Raw genomic sequence first — 18,043 nt, 5'->3', positions numbered from 1 at the left:
ATAGATCGTAAATATGAGTAAGTTAATCATTCTCACAGTCGCAGAGGGTAACTTTGGTGATGGTTTTCCGGTAACGTTGCAAATTGGGGAAGAGGGAAAATCTCCCAGTATCGAAGTTTCTGGCAAGTTGCCATCAACTCCCGAAATTCCCGAAAGTTACAGTCAGTGGCAGTTAAGACTCCGACTTATAAAGATAAAGTGAGAATTCTGGCTATTCTGGGAAATAGTCAGGGAATTGATACTCACAAAGACCGGGAATTATTAGAACAATTACCCGATGCTGAAATTACTTTTTTAGTCGAACCTGGACGCAAGGAAATTAGCGACCAGTTGTGGGAACAATCTTGGGATATTCTGTTCTTTGCAGGTCACAGTAAAACTGAGGCAGAAACGGGTCGAATTTATATCAATCAAACGGAAAGTTTAACGATTAATGAGTTAAAATATGGTCTAAAAAAAGCCATTCAACGTGGATTGCAATTGGCGATTTTCAATTCTTGCGATGGGTTGGGGTTGGCATGGCAGCTAGAGGAATTGCACATTCCGCAAACTATTGTGATGCGCGAACCAGTGCCGGATTTGGTGGCGCAGGAATTTTTAAAGTATTTTCTGACTGCTTTTGCTGGTAAGAATCAAGCTGTTAGTTATTCCTATTCTCTCTATCAGGCGGTGCGAGAAGCAAGGGAACGATTGCAAGGTTTAGAAAATAGCTTTCCCTGTGCGAGTTTGTTGCCTGTAATTTGTCAGAATTCTACTGCTGTTCCGCCGAAGTGGGAGAATTTGGGGCGACGACCTACGGATATCTGCCCCTATCGCGGTTTGTTTGCGTTCGGAGAAGAGGATGCGCCGTTTTTCTTTGGTCGGTTTGATTTTACCGCTAAGTTGGTGGAAGCTGTGACGAATCAATCTCTGGTGGCGGTAGTTGGGCCATCTGGGATTGGTAAGTCTTCGGTGGTGTTTGCGGGTTTGATTCCCCAGTTGCGGCGAGAAGGAAACTGGCAGGTGGTGCGGTTGCGTCCGGGCGATCGCCCTTTTACAGCGTTAGCTTTTGCGATCGCATCTGTGCAAGAACCCAATTTGCACACAACCCAACAGCGGCAGAAAGTGCAAGACTTGGCGGCATATTTGCGGGATAGAAACGGTGCGTTGCGGGATGCGCTGGAGGGGATTTTGTGGGATATCCCCAACTGTGATTTGCTGCTGGTGGTGGATCAGTTTGAGGAATTGTACACGGTTTGTCAGGATGAGGAGGAACGTCTGTGTTTTCTTGATCGCTTGTTGGAAGTAGTGGGGGCGATCGCTAATTTTAAGCTGGTGCTGACGCTGCGGGCGGATTTTTTGGGACAGGCGTTGTCTTACCGTCCTTTTGCCGATGCCTTGCAGCATCAGGATTTGAAACTTGGCCCTATGAAGTGCCTGGAGTTGGAAGAAGCGATCGCACGTCCGGCAGAAAAACTGGATGTGGCGATCGAGGAGGGGTTGACAAAACGCCTTTTAGATGCGGTGGAAAAACAACCAGGGAATCTGCCGTTGTTGGAGTTTGCCCTGACTCAGCTATGGTCGAAAATGAGTGAGGCGACACTGACTCACGCTGCTTAGGAATGAAAAATCAATAAATGGATTAATGAGTGAGTTGAGGTACGGCTCGATAGTTCCATTTGGGTAAATATTCATCAAAAACAATTTTCAGAGTTTTTTTGAAATGATCAGTTACCTTCCGACCCGTTTGATAGACCTGATCAACGACATTAACAACGACAGATAGCCCTGTATTAGTACGAGTTTTTTCCATGAGAGTTTTGACCAAACCAAGACTGGTAAAAATCACTCCTTGACAAGCTCGAGTTAGATGAGGAAAAAGTCGATGTTCAATGGGATTATATTTAGATGTATAGGGAGGGTAATGAGCAATTCTGATCTCAATTCCAATTTCATCCACTAACTTTTGTAAATCTTGTTTAAAAATATAATGATTAGCATTATTACTGCCACCCCCATCACACTTAGCTAAAATCGAATTGGCATGAGGATAGAGAGCTTTTCCATAATGATTCCACCAATGTTTAAGAGCATTACAAGCAAATTCACTGGTATCTTTACTGTTACCTAATGTTACATATCCTCGGTTTTTTTGAGTATCGTAAATGCCATGGGGAATGACTTTTCCATGACCTAAGCTCCAAAAATCATGATCCCAAGTAGTAACAGGCTCAGTTGTATACAGAGTACCTGGACGATATAAATTCCCTAAAACTTCTTTCTTTTTAGTGTCAAAACTAATAATAGGATTACCGGCTTCTCTATACAGGGTATCGAGTCTAGCAATATTTTCAAATTGAGCATTTCGGTCTTTATTAATTCCTGTAGTTTGCTTTTTTTGTGCTTTTCGCTTGACATACCCATGCTTTTTTAAGAGTTTCTTTACGGTGGGAGGACTGATATTAAATCCGGCTTCCTTAAGTCCCAAAGCAATTTCTTTGTGGGTTAAATTAGTCCATTTAATTGACTCGTTCATAGGATCTCCGGCTGTGCGGGACTTTAACACTTCTAAAAAGGCTTCATCTATTCCAATTTGGGTGGAAAAAATACTTTTTCTTCCTCCTCCTTTTTTTCTAATTCTTACATCATTAATAGTCTGTTCATCCAGTTCTTTTAACTCTTTTATTCCTCGGACGATTGTGTTTCGAGTACAACCCAACAGTTTGATGATATAACTAATTCCTCCCCATCCCAGTTTTTGAGCCTCTATCGCTGCATATCTTCTTTTATCCTTTTCTGATAAAGAGTTATAAAACTTTTTCATTTCTTCCTCAATTGAACTAGAATAAAACATAGGTTTTAAGTTAAGTTGTGTAGTTTAATCGAAAAATCCGTTGCCCGGTTCTCTCAATTTTTGTAAAATCTGCCATCAGTGCCTATACTTCATTATACCTGAAGCCCATCAAGTTATTACTTTTTCATTCCTTACGATGACATCGGTGGGGTGGAAAAGGCGCTGGCGAACCATGCGGAGGCGGTGTTTGCCCAGTTTCCAGAAGAACAGGAACGGATGCGGCGTATTTTCATCCAGTTGGTACATCCGGGGGAAGGAACTTGGGACACGCGCCGGGTGGCAAGTCGCGCCGAGGTGGGGGAAGAGAACTGGGATTTGGTGACGCGGTTGGCATCTGAGCGACTGGTGGTGAGTAGCGGCAAGGAGGCGACAGGTTCGGAAACGGTGGAAATCGTGCATGAGGCGCTGATTAGCGGATGGGGACGATTGCAAGAGTGGATTCACGCCAACCGCCGTTTTCGCACTTGGCAAGAACGACTGCGGGTGAGTTTGCGCCAATGGGAGGAAAATCACCGCGTTGATGGGGCGCTGTTGCAACGGGTTCCTTTAGCTGAGGCGGAAGGTTGGTTGCAAGAACGCGGGGGTGAGTTGAGTGGAGGTGAGCGAGAGTTTATTCGGTTGAGTTTGGAGTTGCGCGATAGGGAACAGGCGGAAAAAGAGGCAACTGAACAGGCGCAGAAGATATTAGATAAAGCTTATCAAAAGGCGAAACGGAGAATTGGAATTGGTTCTGCGATTTTGGCAGTTTCTTTAGTGGGGGCAACTATTGCTACCGTGATAGCAGGTCAGGCTTTACGTCAGCTGAAACAAGGTCAAGAAACTGCAAGATTAGAACAAGAGGCAGTAGCAGCTTTACAGCAGTTTGAATCAAAAACTGGGGAAATTGATGCTTTGATTTCTGCTATGCAAACTGGACAAAATTTGCAAGCTTTAGTCAAAGATGATCGCTCTCTAGAAGATTATCCAACAACTAACACTATTTTTGTTTTACAGCAAATTCTTGACAATATTCGTGAAAAGAATCGCTTTGATAACTTGATGCCTAAACTTAAACTCGAACCACATTTCCTTTGGCCGCCGAGTACGAGTATGCAAGTCGATTGGATTGGTTTTTTTCCTGATGGACAGCGACTCGCCATGAGTCTACCAAATCTCTGGATTCAGATTCGTGATCTTTCTGGTAAGCATTTAACTGCATTGTCTTCAATCTCTGGCAACTTCAGCTTTAGTCCTAACGGAAAACTGCTGACTATCACCGAAGGTAATGATTCTGTTGAAATTCGAGACTTATCCGGTAAGCAGTTAGCTAGGTGGAAAGTGGGTCAAAAGATAAAAGACTGTGATCTATACGGAGATTTATACGGAGCAGATGATTTCGGCTGTGGCCCTAATCGGGTTAGTTTTAGTCCTGATGGTAAGTTGATTGTTACAGGAGGATATGATGGCAGAGTTCGTCTTTGGAACCTATCTGGTAAGCTGCTTCATCAATGGCAAACTGCTAAAAATGGGATTGACCGGATAACATTTAGCCGTGAAGGGGAAATGTTAAGACTAAGGTTTAGTCCGAAAGGGGAAATGTTAGCAACTATTAACAACGGAATTATTACACTATGGAAACTATCTGGCAAACAGATTGCTCAATGGGAAAGTTTGAATCAAAACGACTATCGTCTTGACTTTAGCCCCGATGGAAAATACCTGGTGACAACAGGAGAAACTGATTCAGCAAGAATTTGGAATCTTTCTGGGAAAAAAGTAGCCGAAGTTAAATATCCTTACGGTAATATACACAGTGCTCAGTTTAGTCCGAATAGTCAGTATCTTATTCTAGCTGGAGATAGAGGTGTTCAACGATGGGATATTCAAACACAACAATTTGATCCAATTATCAAGACAATCGATAAAATTACAAGTATTAGTCTAAGTCCAAATGGACAATATTTGGCTACAGCAGGATGGTTTGATTTACCTCGCCTTTGGAAGCTGACAGGACAGCAAATTGCTGATATCAAGCGTCAACCTATTAATCCTACTCACGATGTAATTTTTAGCCCCGATAGCCAAAGAATAGCTGTAAAAGAACAAGATAATTTAGTCAGTATTTGGAATATTTATGGTCATAAAATGACTGAAATTAAAACTTCTAAACATAAAATTGCTGGCTTATTTTTTAGTCCTGATAAAGAACATTTTGTAACTGTTGTGGAGCAAATTATTGCAGAAAAAAGTATCATAAAATCTTTACAACCAAAAAAAATCCAAATTTGGAGTTTGTTAGGACAGCGATTGCTTGAATTTGAAGAGCAGGGTAGTTTATCAGATTTTATATTTAGTCCAGATGGAAAACAGTTCGCGATTCAAGTTAATGTCCCTTCAAAAGGTTCACAAATTCTGCTTAAAAACTTATCGGGAAAACTCATAGCTGAACTGCCAGGTACTAATATCATTATTAGGAAAACTAGCAACTTGCAGGATTACCTAATTACAACAGACGATAATGGCTCCTTAATTAAAATTTGGGATTGGTCAGGAAAACAATTAGCACAATTAAAAATCAACAAAAATAGTCTGGATTTTTTGGCTTTGAGTCCAGATGGAAAGCAAATTGCTACTCTAGAGCATGATGGAACAGTTCTTATCTGGAGTTCATTAGGTGAAAAACTAGAGCAATGGAAAGAGAAAGATGCTTCTACGAGATATCTAAGTTTTAGCCCAGATGGACATAAGTTACTTTTAGGCAAAGAGCATAGTATTGAGGTCAGGACTTTATCAGGAGAACGACTAGCTCAATTTAAAAATAATAATAGTTCTTTTGCAGTTTTCGCTCCAGACGGGAAACGAATTCAGACAATGGGATTAGATGGTACAGCCAGAATTTTAGATCTGTCAGGTCGTCCCTTAGCTGAGTGGAAAAGCAAATTTAGCCTTTTTAGCCCTGATGGAAAGTATGTTGCTACTGTGGAGGAAGATAAAATACGGCTATGGCGGGTTTCTCAAAGCTTAAATGATTTACTCTCCAGAGGTTGTGATTGGTTAAAAGATTATTTTGCCATTCATCCAGAAGCAGCTAAGGATCTTCAAGTTTGTCGATCTCCTCAGTCATTAACTCCATAATATTGATATTAATTAGTAGAAAGCGATCGCACATTTATCACCCGCACCCAAAATGTGATCGCCAATATCAGGCTATTCTGACTCAGAAATAGCCATTATTGCTTTTCCTATCCCTCAATTATCCTATCAATATCAATATTAATATTAACAATTATTCTCAACAAAGCTTTTCCAACTGCATAATCATTCCCAATCTTCGCGATTAAAGGTTAGTTAAGTCGGTACAAAAGCTATGGAAACTAACCCTATAAGTGGATTGAACGCCACTTTACCTCTGCATCAATACCAGCCTAACACTTGGGAAACAGAACGGCTATTTCTCCGGCCTTTTATTGGTGCAGATTTGATGGATCTTCATCGAGTGTATAGCAATTCCGAAGTCATGCGTTTTGTTGTCAATAAAACGAAAAGAAACTTAGGGGAAACAGAGGCAGAACTAAAAAGTTATCTTGACCACTGGCAACAACATAAATTTGGTCATTTTGCGATTATTCACAAAGAATTGGATGTGTTGATTGGTCGTAGTGGACTCTATTTTAATGAACGCTCTCCCTATCCCCAATTCGGTTATATTTTAGACAAACCCTACTGGGGTCAAGGTTTAGCAACAGAGTTAGCTTTAGCTAACTTAGACTATGGCTTTAATATCCTAAAATTTGAAACGATTGCTGCCTTTGCAATGGTGGAAAATTTGGCTTCTCGGAAAATTCTATCAGAGAAATTGAAGATGCGGTTACTAACAGATGAATTTCACTATTTACAGGGGACTTTAGCTTATTACATTATTGAGCGATCGCAATATTTAACCCAGCAAATGTTACATTAGTTTACAGCAATCCTATTGCCTGTTGCGCTCTGATGCTAACATAATAATTACAAGTGAAAGCGCAAAATTTTGCTTATTTAAGTTAGTCAAAGAATTGCGATCGCCCCGCTCACACATTAACTTTACAAGGCTATGGCTATGGGGAAGCTAGTCGTTATCAAAATCGGGTCAGGCAGCTTTGAGCAAGGGTTTCCGGTAACGTTGTACATTGGGGAAGACGGCGCAAGCTTCCACACTTCCCTTGATGGTAACTTACCCCCGAATCCCGAAATCGACTTTCTGTATACGACTTGGCAGTCGGAGTATCGCAACTTTCTCAACCAGCCTAAAGCAGAACGGCCATCGCTGGGAAAAAAGCCAACTACACAACAAAGGACATCATATTCTGTTGCTGATGTCAATGAAAAAGCTGAAGATTTAATTAACAACCTAAATCAATGGCTCAATTCCGATACATTTCGCCCGATTAAAGATAAGTTACTCGAAAAATTAAAGACAGATGACACCGTGCGGGTGATTATTCAGACGGAAAATCACCGGTTACGGCGACTACCTTGGTATTTGTGGGATTTTTTTGCAAGTTACCGTTTGGCAGAGGTGGCGGTTTCCTTACCTACATCTGAGCGGGTGAAGAAGTCGGTGCAACCCAAAGCGAAGGTGAGGATATTAGCTATTTTAGGCGATCGCTCTCACCCGCAGACAGGTATCCCCATTGACATTGAGGCAGACAGGCAGTTTTTGGAGAGTTTACCCGATGCTGAAACCGTGTTTCTGGTGGAGCCAAACCGACAAGAATTTAACGAAACACTTTGGGATGAAAACGGATGGGATATCTTATTTTTTGCCGGACATAGTAGCAGTCAACCCGATGCAACTACCGGGGAAATATATATTAATCCTAATGAAAGCTTAAGGATTCCCGATTTAAACCTTGCTCTACAAAAGGCGATTGAACGAGGGTTGCAGTTAGCAATTTTCAATTCCTGTGATGGTTTAGGAATTGCTAAAAAATTAGCGGAATTACACATTCCTCAAATTATCGTCATGCGGGAACCAGTACCCGATATAGTGGCTAAAGATTTTTTGAAATATTTTTTGAGTTCGTTTTCTAGCGGTCAATCTTTATATATTTCTGTCCGAGAAGCGCGAGAACAGTTACACGGATTAGAGAACTATTTTCCTTGTGCATCTTGGTTGCCTGTTATTTGTCAAAATCCCGCAGAAAATCCCGTCACTTGGCAAGGGCTGCGGGGAATTGAAGCCGTGATTAATTGGCGCGAAGTCTGTCAAAACGCATTAACAGAAAGACAACGACTCACCACTAATCCTCTCACTACTGGCGACGGGGTAGAGTTTACTTTTGATGATATTTATGTGCCCCTGGGATTGGTGGAAAAGGTAAAAAAAGAAAAACGTCCTGGGGAGGTTTCGCCAGAGGAAGGTTCGCAATTTTATCAGCCAGAAGAAGTCACCCGCACTTATAAAAATGATGAGTTTTTCGCGCAAGTGCTGAAACAGGGGCAAAGTCCGAAAAGTCAAGGGCGCAGGTTAGCGGTGACGGGGGAACCAGGCGCGGGGAAAACCACGCTGTTGCAGAAAATAGCCCAATGGGTAGCCGCAGAGACAGAGCAGGATGTAGCAATTTGGGTGTCTTTGGCAGATTTGCAGGGGCGAACTGTTGAGGAATACCTGTTGCAAAAGTGGCTTAAGGATGTTCTGGGGGCGGTGCGGGTAACGCCAGAAATGGAAGACGCGCTGGAATCGCTCTTTAAGAGTGGGCGAGTGTGGCTGTTGCTGGATGGGTTGGATGAAATGGCGGCGGATGGCAACCCCCTGGTAACAGTGGCAAATCAGATTAGTGGGTGGGTTGCTTCAGCGCGAGTGGTGGTAACTTGTCGCCAGAATGTCTGGGATGCGGGGAAAAATGCCCTGGAAGGGTTTGATGTTTATCGCAATCTCGATTTTGACTACCCGGAGGGGGTGGGGCAATTTATTCAGTGCTGGTTTGCGCGTCACCCAGAGTTAGGGGAGCGGTTGCTGGCAGAATTAGCCCAATCAGGAAAAGAGCGGATTCGGGATACAGTGCGAAATCCCCTGCGGTTGGCGCTGTTGTGTCGGGCTTGGCAAATTCGTCAGGGGGGTTTACCGGAAACTAAAGCAGGGTTGTATAGGCAGTTTGCCGAGGCACTGTATGAGTGGAAGCAGGAGGCATTTCCCACGACTTTCCAGCAGCGACGGGAGTTAAATGCGGCGTTGGGCAGGTTGGCGCTGCGGGGGATGGAGCAATCAGAGTCTCGGTTTCGGTTAAGGGAAAGTTTGGTAACGGAGGTTTTGGGAGAAGCGGATGAGCCGTTGTGTCAGTTGGCGTTGCAGTTGGGTTGGTTGAATTTGGTAGGCGTAGCGGTGGAAAATCCCGATGAACGGGTGTATGCGTTTTATCATCCGACGTTTCAGGAGTATTTTGCGGCGTTGGCGGTGGATAATTGGAGTTATTTTTTGCATCATGTACCCAATAATCCCAGTTTAGGGACTTATCGGATTTTTGAGAAGCAGTGGAAAGAGGTGATTTTGCTGTGGTTTGGGCGGGAGAATGTGCAGAAGCAGAAGAAAGAGACATTTATTGAAAAGTTGGTCAATTTTGATGATAGCTGCCATAAATTTTATCACAATCAAGCCTATTTTCTGGCAGCATTATCGATTTCTGAGTTTAAAGATTGCCACAATAAAGATACAATTTTAGAAAAAATTATACAGTTGACCTTTGGTTGCTTTTATACTAATGATGGAAGCATAAATCAGGAGTTAGAAATAGAAGTAGAAGCAGTAAATCAGTTACCTCGAAAAAATATTGTAGATAAAATCCCTTTACTTGAAAAAAAAATCGTAGATAAAATTCCTTATTTCATGGTTGATTTAGGTTCTATTTTTTTCGATGCTAATGTTGTCGATAAAGTAGTTAAAACAGGAGTTGATTTTATTGATGCAGTTAATGGTTTCGTTAGTCAAACCGTCAAAAAAGGCTTAGATATTCTTGATTACGAGAATATCCGATGGGTATATTTTTTACAACCAATTCGAGAAGATGCAAGAGCAGTATTGCTGCAAATGGATCAGGAAAGAACCATTAACTACTTTATCAAACTATTAGATGGAACTTCATCTGAAGATACTTGGAGGTGGATTGTTGAAATTTTTAGCCAAATAGCTATAGGAAATCAAGCAGCCACTACTCGTTTAATTCAACTGTTAGATGAAACTTCCGATGAACGGACTCGTGGGACAGTTGCTAGTAGCTTAAGCGAAATAGCTATAGGAAATCAAGGAGCCATTGCTCGTTTAATCCAACTGTTAGATGAAACTTCCGATGAACGGACTCGTGGGACAGTTGCTAGTAGCTTAGGCCAAATAGCTATAGGAAATCAAGGAGCCATTGCTCGTTTAATTCAACTGTTAGATGAAACTTCCGATGAATGGACTCGTAGGGAAGTTGCTAGTAGCTTAGGCCAAATAGCTATAGGAAATCAAGGAGCCATTGCTCGTTTAATTCAACTGTTAGATGAAACTTCCGATGAATGGACTCGTAGGGAAGTTGCGGAGAGTTTAAATCAAATAGGAGTGGAAAATCTGGGTGTACTCGACGATTTAATCCAACACATGAATGCTATTTTAGCACCAAATTTATTTGTTGATTTTGTGAATAGTTTGGGTGAAATAGTAGTAGGAAATAAAAAAGCAATAAACTGCTTACTCCGATTGCTATTTGAAGCAAAAGATGAAGAGATTTTTAGTAGAGTTACGTCTAGTTTGAGTGAAATAGCAGTAGGAAATAAAACAGTAACTAACTGTTTGATTGAACTTCTTCTTAAAACTTCAGAGCGTGAAAAACAAGTTAATATTGGCATTTGTTTAGGCGAGATAGCTGTAGAAAATCAAGAAGCAATTAATCGTTTAATTCAAATATTTTTTGAAATTTATGATAATGATTTTTATTACTCAGTTGGCTGGATTTTAGGTGAAATAGCTATAGGAAATAAGGAAGCTATAAATTGCTTAATTCAGTTAATCGATGAAAATAAAGAGCAAAATATGCGTTTATGTATTGCTTATATTTTAGGTAAAATAGCAGAGGGAAATGAGCCTGCAATCGCCCGCTTAATTCAATTACTAGATGAAACTTTTGATGAAAGTAGCCGGACAGAGATTGCCAAAAATCTGGGTAATATAGCAACTCTAGGAAATATCGAAGTAATAAATCGTTTGATTCAAGTGATAGATGAAACTCAAAACAAAAAAAATTATCGTTATATGGCTGAGAGTTTAAGTAAAATAGGGGTAGGGAATCAAAAAGCAATCAACTGTTTAATTGGGCTACTCAATGAAACCTCAGATTATTACGAGCGTTGTTATATGGCTGAGAGTTTAAGTAAAATAGGCGTAGGGAATCAAAAGGCAATCAACTGTTTAATTGGGCTACTCAATGAAACTCTACCAAATGATCGTTGGAAAATCGTCCGTTTTTTAGGCGAAATAGCTCCTAATCATCAGGAGAGCATTAACTGCTTAATTCAACTTATAGATCAAACTTCAAATGATTTAACCCGTAGTATAGCTTTTGACAGTTTAGGCAAAATAGCAGAGGGAAATCAGGAGACTACTAAATTTTTAATACAGCTACTAACTCAAACTTTCAACAAAAATACTCGTGACAAATGTACAAATATTTTAGAAAAAATAATTGCTAGTAAACATCAATATTTTCAGGAAGTTTATAATCTTAAATATAACTTAAATGACGAAATTTACAAAACCAACTTCGACCTTTATAAAAAATCTTACAAACTTATTTGGCAATGCGCCCAAAACCTCACCTATCCAGAATTTTATACGGCATGGCATCATCAACTGACAAGCACTCATCCAGAAGCACCCAATAACATTTTCGTTGGCAACACGGTTTTAACTCAATCTTTAGAAACCCAAATTAATAATATTCTCTCCCAACTCCAACCTACTGCCCAAACTTACCCCCTACCTATTAACATTCAATCTTTAGCCGATGAAACAGACACAAGTGCTATTTATCAAGAACTTTGCACCCTAATTTACGCCTTAGCCCTCCCCGATACAGACATCCCCACTGTCAGCAACTTTGCCCAACTCAAACAACAGATTCTCACCGTAAAAAAACAACTGCAAAAACGCCACCTCGCCCTAATTCTCCATAACTGTAAACCTCATCTCCCACTCCTCAACTGCTGTCGCAAAATTGCCGATACTAACCTGGGTTTACACATTCTCTGGATAACCGATGAAGCCCTGGAAGCACCTTTACGGGGTTTTCCTCCCAGTCAGGATAATTTGTTAGGGGCGATTCAAAGTTGGTTGGAGGAATTGTGTTAAAATTATCCCATCCTATCAATCCACATAAACTATGATTAAAACTATTAATATCAGTGGGTTAAAACCCGAACAAATTACCCAAATACAAGCTATTATTGAGGCATTTAAAGCTAAAAACCTACTCGATAATTTAGCCAGTTCTCAAGTCAACATAAAAAACCTAGATATCATTGATACTTTAACAGAAAAGCCGATTAAAGTTAATGGTTTTCTCACTCGCGAAGATATTTATGAACGTTAATCGTGGATGAGGTCTGATGACACTTAGCTTTATTGATACTAATATCTGGCTCTATCGCTTGTTTGACGATCAATCTATAGCAGCAAAAGAAAGAGAAAGAAAGCGAAATATCGCTATTTCGATTACAAACCAATCAAATCTAATTATCAGTACCCAGGTAATTAATGAAATTTCAGCCAATTTAATCAAAAAAGCTAAAATTGATGAAAACCAAATTAAAGCTGTGATTCAATCTCTCTATAATCGTTGTCAAGTTGTAGGATTTGACTTAAATATTCTGGAATCTGCTTCTGATTTACGCACTCAATATAATCTCTCCTTTTGGGATAGTTTGATTGTTGCTAGTGCCTTAGCGGGTAGCGCAGAAACTCTCTATTCTGAAGATATGCAAGATGGGTTAATTGTTTCTCAAAAACTCACGATTATTAATCCGTTTAAATCATAAGTGTAACCCTCATCTCCTACTTTTCACCTGCTCCTTGAAACCAGAAGTATTAGGAAAAAGGCGATCGCCAAGTGGCAACCCTAAAACCATTCTTAACACCCCACCATACCAAATTCCCTCACAAATTTATAAAACTTTTCCAACAAACTGCATAAACTCCCCCACCCGCCACGACAAACCTGTAGCAAACAACAACAGACGAGGTTTTCATGGCGACAGCACTCAACCCAATTGCACAGTATTTCAATAATTTTCCTGAAACCATTGGAACAAGCACTGTCTAACCGCAAACAACTCGGTGCTGCTTAAACGTTGCATAAAACCGACCCAAGTTTACGAAAAGATGATATAGCACTCGAAGTTCAGATTAGGACATTTTGGAGCACTGTGATCTAGATGTATTAAGTGCTACCAGATCCCTGATTCCTGACACCCGACACCTGCTATATCGGCTGAAAAGATTTGCGGAGTAACAGCCCCCATGAAAAAACGTTATACAAATCTTCAAAAGTGCTCCAGCTTCTATCAGGTTCATCCTTCCCCTCGCTGGGTTACTGACCCAGCCCTGGAAAAGAACATGAAAGCATTAATACAGCAGTATCCAGAACAAGACGAAAAATTCTGGGTGCAATACTGGCTAGATATCGCTAAAAACGGTACAGACTCTCTTGCAGCGCGGCACTTGTGTGCTTACTTGGAAGAAACCTGCTGGTACGCTGCCAAAGTGACTTATCGTGAGTTTTCTAGCCCAGATTTTACGGAGTCCGATTATTGGCAAATTGCTAGACAAGTCGCTAGCAACCCTGTGCGAATCTTCAATAATTATAAAGCCGAGCTAAGTTTGCCCCGTGTCTACGCCCAAACAAAACTCAGGGGTGCTATTCTGGATGTTATTCGCAAAGGGCAAGAAACCCAGAGAGCATCTGATTGGGGACTTCTGCGAAAGTCGTCGAAAAAAGCTTTAAAAACTGCCTTGCAAATGGCGGGTATTGGAGAAGCGCAACAGGCTGATTATTTGTTAGCTTGGCAAGGATTTCAGGAAGTTTACAAGCCTCCTGCTATCCGACGCAATCAACCTTTACCTGCACCAACGGATGCACAATTAACGGCAATTGCTGATTATTATAATCAACAGCGATCGCCCGCCTCTGCGGTGAATGCAATCAAAATCCAAGAAATGCTGGAAATTTGCATCAAGGTAGTACGGAAAAAGCACACCATTGAGTTACAATCCCTCGATGCCGATAACCGAGCGTTAGAATGTGAGGTGACTGATTACTCTGAAGTGCAACAGAGGCAACAAGAGACTGATTCTGAGCAATGGGAACAGATTACAAGAGTCTTATCCCATGCGATCGCATCCCTTCCACCGACTGCCCGTCAGATGTTAATTTTAGAGCATGGATTAATCGGACTGAATCAAACAGAAATTGGTAGAGCCTTTGGCATCAAGCAATACAAAGTCTCGCGACAACTCTCGCGCCATAAACGCCCTCTATTAGAAGTGTTGGCAAAATGGAGTGAAAATCAAGGGGGAATAACCCTGGATGTGGAGAAGATTGATGCTCTTTCTCAACATTTAGATTCATGGCTAAATTGGTATTGCCAGACAACAATTTTACACCGATTTTTGTACACAACCCTGTGGCTGCATCCCACACTGTACACAGAAATTTCTCTGTTGAGTTGTTACTATAGCGAGAACAAAAATATCGCTGTTATCAAAGAATTCCAACTTACAGAAACCCAGCTTGAAGAGAAACTAATCGGAATCAAACAAGTTTTACAGGTACAGTTGCAAAAATTCTTTAAACAAACCCTCAATTTTAATCTGAGTTCCCCTGACACAACACAACCTTTGGCTGAACTTGTGGAAACTTGGTTACAAACAGCGCCTTATGGCATTTTAGAACTAGAACGGAGATAATAAAGATGACTTTTACACTTGAACAACTCAATCAAGCTTATCCCGATCAACTGGTGTTGGAATTCACGCCAGAAGAACAAGCACAAGCATTGCCCTCAGCAGAAGATTATTCTTATGATGCTGCTTATTATCGAGCTTATATTAACCGTCTTTGTTTGAATAGTTTATTACCTGTATTGCAAGACGAAGCCGAGCAAAATCAATCTCCTCAAGTGTTTCCTTCTGCGGAATTCTTGCCGAGTATTTGGGAATTTATTAACGGTATGGCGATTAATATAGGAAAAAGCCGGCTTGTTATTATTCCGAGTGAAGCAATGGATACTGAAGAAATTTGTGTCCCTCAAGAATGGGTGGATATTCCTGAATGGGCGGGTGATTATTATTTAGCGGTACAGGTTAATTTAGAAGATCAATGGTTGCGCGTTTGGGGATTTACGACTCATCGAAAACTTAAAAGTGAAGGAAGATATGATCCGAGCGATCGCACTTATTCCCTAGACTCAGAAGACTTGTTTGAAAACCTCAATACTTTGTGGGTTTCTCTGAAACTTTGTCAGGAGGAGAAAGCAGTTATTGAACCTTTACCAAAATTATCGACTAATCAAATAGAAAGGTTCTTGTCTGAACTGAGTAAACCTTCATCTTATTCTCCACGATTAAAAATACCTTTTGTACAGTGGGGGGCGTTTTTAGCGTCGGATAATTTGAGGGAACAGCTTTATTACCGGCGAATAGGAAAAGAATCTACAATGCACAAATTGGTGAATTTGAGTGAACATATTTTTCATCAATTGTGGTTATCATTGGATGAGTTAGTACAGGTACTTAATCTCAATCTTGCTGTGGCTAGATCGAGATCTGGAGATGCTGAAAATCGCACTCCTGAAATCAGTCGCGGACGAATAATTGACTTAGGTATTCAATTAGCGGGTCATCCTGTAGCACTAATATTACGTTTTACGAACGAATCAGACAATAAACGCAACATTCTTTTACAGTTGCATCCAGGTCGCGGTTATCCTTATTTACCGCCAGATGTGGAACTGATTGTGCTAGATGATACGGGGGGTGTGTTTTTGGAAGCGCGATCACGCAAAGCAGACAATTGGATACAACTGGAGTTTCGAGGAGAGCCTGGGGAGAAGTTTAGCGTTAAAGTCGCTTTAGGCGATGCTAGTATCATAGAAAATTTCATCATTTAAACGCTTTGAAGGTTCCCCGGTGAAATATGACGAATGGATGACGATCAAAACTACCATAGGGGAACTTGACTGCATCTTTACCAACCTCAGTTCGCTTTATGATAAACTAAGGTAAAAATCATTATGCCTGAGCCTTATTAATCTTCCTATGAAAACTCGGTTGTTTGCTCAGTTGCTAACGGCTTGCACCTTGGTTTTGGGGTCAGTTCCTTTCTTGGCTCCACCCGGTGCAGCGCAGAATACGACCTATTTTTGTGGTCAGTCCCGTGATGGGGTTCCAACGACCTTTGCCCTGACTTCTACCGCCCGACGAGTTGCAGTGATACGCTGGCAGAAAGACTGGGGAACGATTAGTCGAGAAGCCCGATGTAAAGAGGTTTCGTCTCGGTTTCAGAAAGCTTATAACAATGGAACCCTAAACTTTCTCACTCATGGGGTGATGAGTGGACAAAAAGTGATTTGTACCGCAAGAGAATATGGTGGCCCTTGCAGTAGTTTACTCTTCACCCTTAGACCTGAAGATAATCCTAGAGAAGTCATTAACAGCTTGATAGGTATTGCCTATCGCGCTCGTGGCCCCGTTGTACAATCGGAGGATGGCGAACCTCAGATTTATATTGACATGAATTTTTTACTGCAAAATGCCCCTAACACTACTGAAAAATAATCGGAAAATTGTGGAACAGGCATCTTGCCTGTTAAGCAGGGTGTCGGGTTTTTGGTTATGCTTGATTGTGCAGCCAATGTCCGCAGGGTTAGGAAATTTTAGAAGGCTATAATCCTAAATTGTTAAGCTGTTAAGCATCTAAATAGGGTATAATGAAAAACCAAGTTTAGAAAAATCAATCAAAAGATGCCTGCTAAAAATCATTTAAATGAAAAGCAAGTAGAGAAACTACAGAAAAGATTGAAAGAGGAAGAAAATGGACAAATCCGAGAAAGAATCTTGATTTTATTATTGCTAAATGATGGTAAAAAGCAAAGTGAAATTGCCAAGTTTTTGGGCTGCTCATTAAACAAAGTATGTTATTGGTGTGTACATGGAGACCCTGACAAATTAGAAAGCCTAAAAGATGAAAGAATGAAAGGAAATTATAGAAAAGCCACAGACAAATATATAGAGATATTATTAGAAACAGTAGAAAAAGAACCGGAAGAATTAGGATATGAATTTGGGAGATGGACAGGAGAAAGATTGGCAACTTATTTAGAACAAATCACAGGAATCAAATTAAGTAGTTCACAAGTGAGAAAGATATTAAAGGAAAAAAAGTATGTTTATTTGTGGGCAAAGTATAGCTTAGAAGAGAAAAGAGATCCAGAAAAAAGAAAATTATTTAAAGATAAAATAGAAGAATATTTGAAAATAGCAAAAGAAAGTCCAGAACAATTACAGGTATGGTTTTGGGATGAAAGTGGATTTAATTTAAGAGTGATAAAAAGAAAGAATTGGTGTAAAAAAGGGAAGAGGAAACAGATTAGAGGAGACAGGAGGAAAGGAAGAGTTAATGTGATGGGAGGATTGAGGTACTCGGATAAAAAAAGATTTGTAGAATTTCTGGATAAAGGAAATGCAGATAATTTTTATCAAGTGTTAAAAAGTTTTTATCAAGAGCTAATTTATGAATGGGTATTAGCGGGAAATCAAGCAGAAGAATTTGTAGAAAAAGGAGCTAAGATCCTGATTATTCTTGACAATGCAAGTTTTCACAAAAAAGAAGAGTACCTAGAAAAAATTAAAGCAGAAATGCCGAATGTCTATTTAGAATTTCTTCCAGCATATAGTCCAGATTATAATTTAATTGAATTAGTCTGGCATTCAGCTAAAGAATATATAGCTCATCGACTCTTTAAATCAGTTGATGAGCTAGAGTGTTTATTACATCAGCTTTTAAATGAAGGACAGTTATCTATTAAATGGGGACGTAAACTTAAAAACAAAGGTAATGCTATAATCACAGTTTAAATACACAACAGCTTATCCTAAATTGTTAAGCTTTCTGCTTCCGAAACTCTACTTAATAGGCATCTTGTCTGTTCCACTTTACTTAACAG

General features: G+C 40.4%; 11 protein-coding genes. 10 read left to right on the top strand and 1 reads right to left on the bottom strand.

Annotated features, from left to right (window positions below; all coding sequences use genetic code 11):
- Nucleotides 1-165 precede the first annotated feature (165 nt).
- Complete coding sequence (locus NMK36_RS05440) at nt 166-1,599, top strand: nSTAND1 domain-containing NTPase (protein ID WP_254173201.1); 1,434 nt, start codon at nt 166-168, stop codon at nt 1,597-1,599.
- 22 nt (nt 1,600-1,621) lie between these two features.
- Here NMK36_RS05440 and NMK36_RS05435 read toward each other — a convergent pair whose 3' ends face one another.
- Entirely contained in the window at nt 1,622-2,833 is a 1,212-nt protein-coding gene (locus tag NMK36_RS05435; protein WP_072721577.1) for an ISAzo13 family transposase, read from the bottom strand.
- Nucleotides 2,834-2,959: 126 nt separating this feature from the next.
- Between NMK36_RS05435 and NMK36_RS05430 the strand changes: the two genes are divergently transcribed.
- The 9 genes from NMK36_RS05430 (at nt 2,960) to NMK36_RS05390 (ending at nt 17,954) form a co-directional block, all read left to right on the top strand.
- The gene (locus tag NMK36_RS05430) at nt 2,960-5,947 is read left to right on the top strand and encodes a WD40 repeat domain-containing protein (protein ID WP_367997205.1); all 2,988 of its coding nucleotides are present in this window, start codon (nt 2,960-2,962) and stop codon (nt 5,945-5,947) included.
- 232 nt (nt 5,948-6,179) lie between these two features.
- On the top strand, nt 6,180-6,773 hold the full coding sequence (locus NMK36_RS05425) for a GNAT family N-acetyltransferase (RefSeq protein ID WP_254173199.1): 594 nt from the start codon (nt 6,180-6,182) through the stop codon (nt 6,771-6,773).
- Nucleotides 6,774-6,905: 132 nt separating this feature from the next.
- Complete coding sequence (locus NMK36_RS05420; protein ID WP_254173198.1) at nt 6,906-12,173, top strand: HEAT repeat domain-containing protein; 5,268 nt, start codon at nt 6,906-6,908, stop codon at nt 12,171-12,173.
- A 31-nt stretch (nt 12,174-12,204) separates the two neighbouring features.
- On the top strand, nt 12,205-12,414 hold the full coding sequence (locus NMK36_RS05415) for a hypothetical protein (RefSeq protein WP_254173197.1): 210 nt from the start codon (nt 12,205-12,207) through the stop codon (nt 12,412-12,414).
- Between the two features lie 16 nt (nt 12,415-12,430).
- Nucleotides 12,431-12,859: a PIN domain-containing protein gene (locus NMK36_RS05410; protein WP_254173196.1), complete on the top strand. Its 429-nt coding sequence runs from the start codon at nt 12,431-12,433 to the stop codon at nt 12,857-12,859.
- A gap of 577 nt (nt 12,860-13,436) precedes the next feature.
- Nucleotides 13,437-14,786, top strand: coding sequence for a sigma-70 family RNA polymerase sigma factor (locus NMK36_RS05405; protein ID WP_254173195.1), 1,350 nt, complete (start codon nt 13,437-13,439; stop codon nt 14,784-14,786).
- Between the two features lie 5 nt (nt 14,787-14,791).
- Nucleotides 14,792-15,988 carry a DUF1822 family protein gene (locus tag NMK36_RS05400; protein WP_254173194.1) on the top strand — a complete coding sequence of 399 codons (1,197 nt, stop codon included), beginning with the start codon at nt 14,792-14,794 and terminating at the stop codon, nt 15,986-15,988.
- Between the two features lie 148 nt (nt 15,989-16,136).
- Nucleotides 16,137-16,655 carry a COP23 domain-containing protein gene (locus tag NMK36_RS05395; RefSeq protein ID WP_254173193.1) on the top strand — a complete coding sequence of 173 codons (519 nt, stop codon included), beginning with the start codon at nt 16,137-16,139 and terminating at the stop codon, nt 16,653-16,655.
- 186 nt (nt 16,656-16,841) lie between these two features.
- Nucleotides 16,842-17,954, top strand: a complete 1,113-nt coding sequence (locus tag NMK36_RS05390) for an IS630 family transposase (RefSeq protein ID WP_254172743.1) — start codon at nt 16,842-16,844, stop codon at nt 17,952-17,954.
- Nucleotides 17,955-18,043 lie beyond the last annotated feature (89 nt).

The organism is Planktothrix pseudagardhii (genome assembly GCF_904830925.1).
Classification (GTDB): domain Bacteria; phylum Cyanobacteriota; class Cyanobacteriia; order Cyanobacteriales; family Microcoleaceae; genus Planktothrix; species Planktothrix tepida.
The sequence above is the reverse complement of the archived record's forward strand: the minus strand, read 5'-3'. Positions and strand labels throughout refer to the sequence as shown.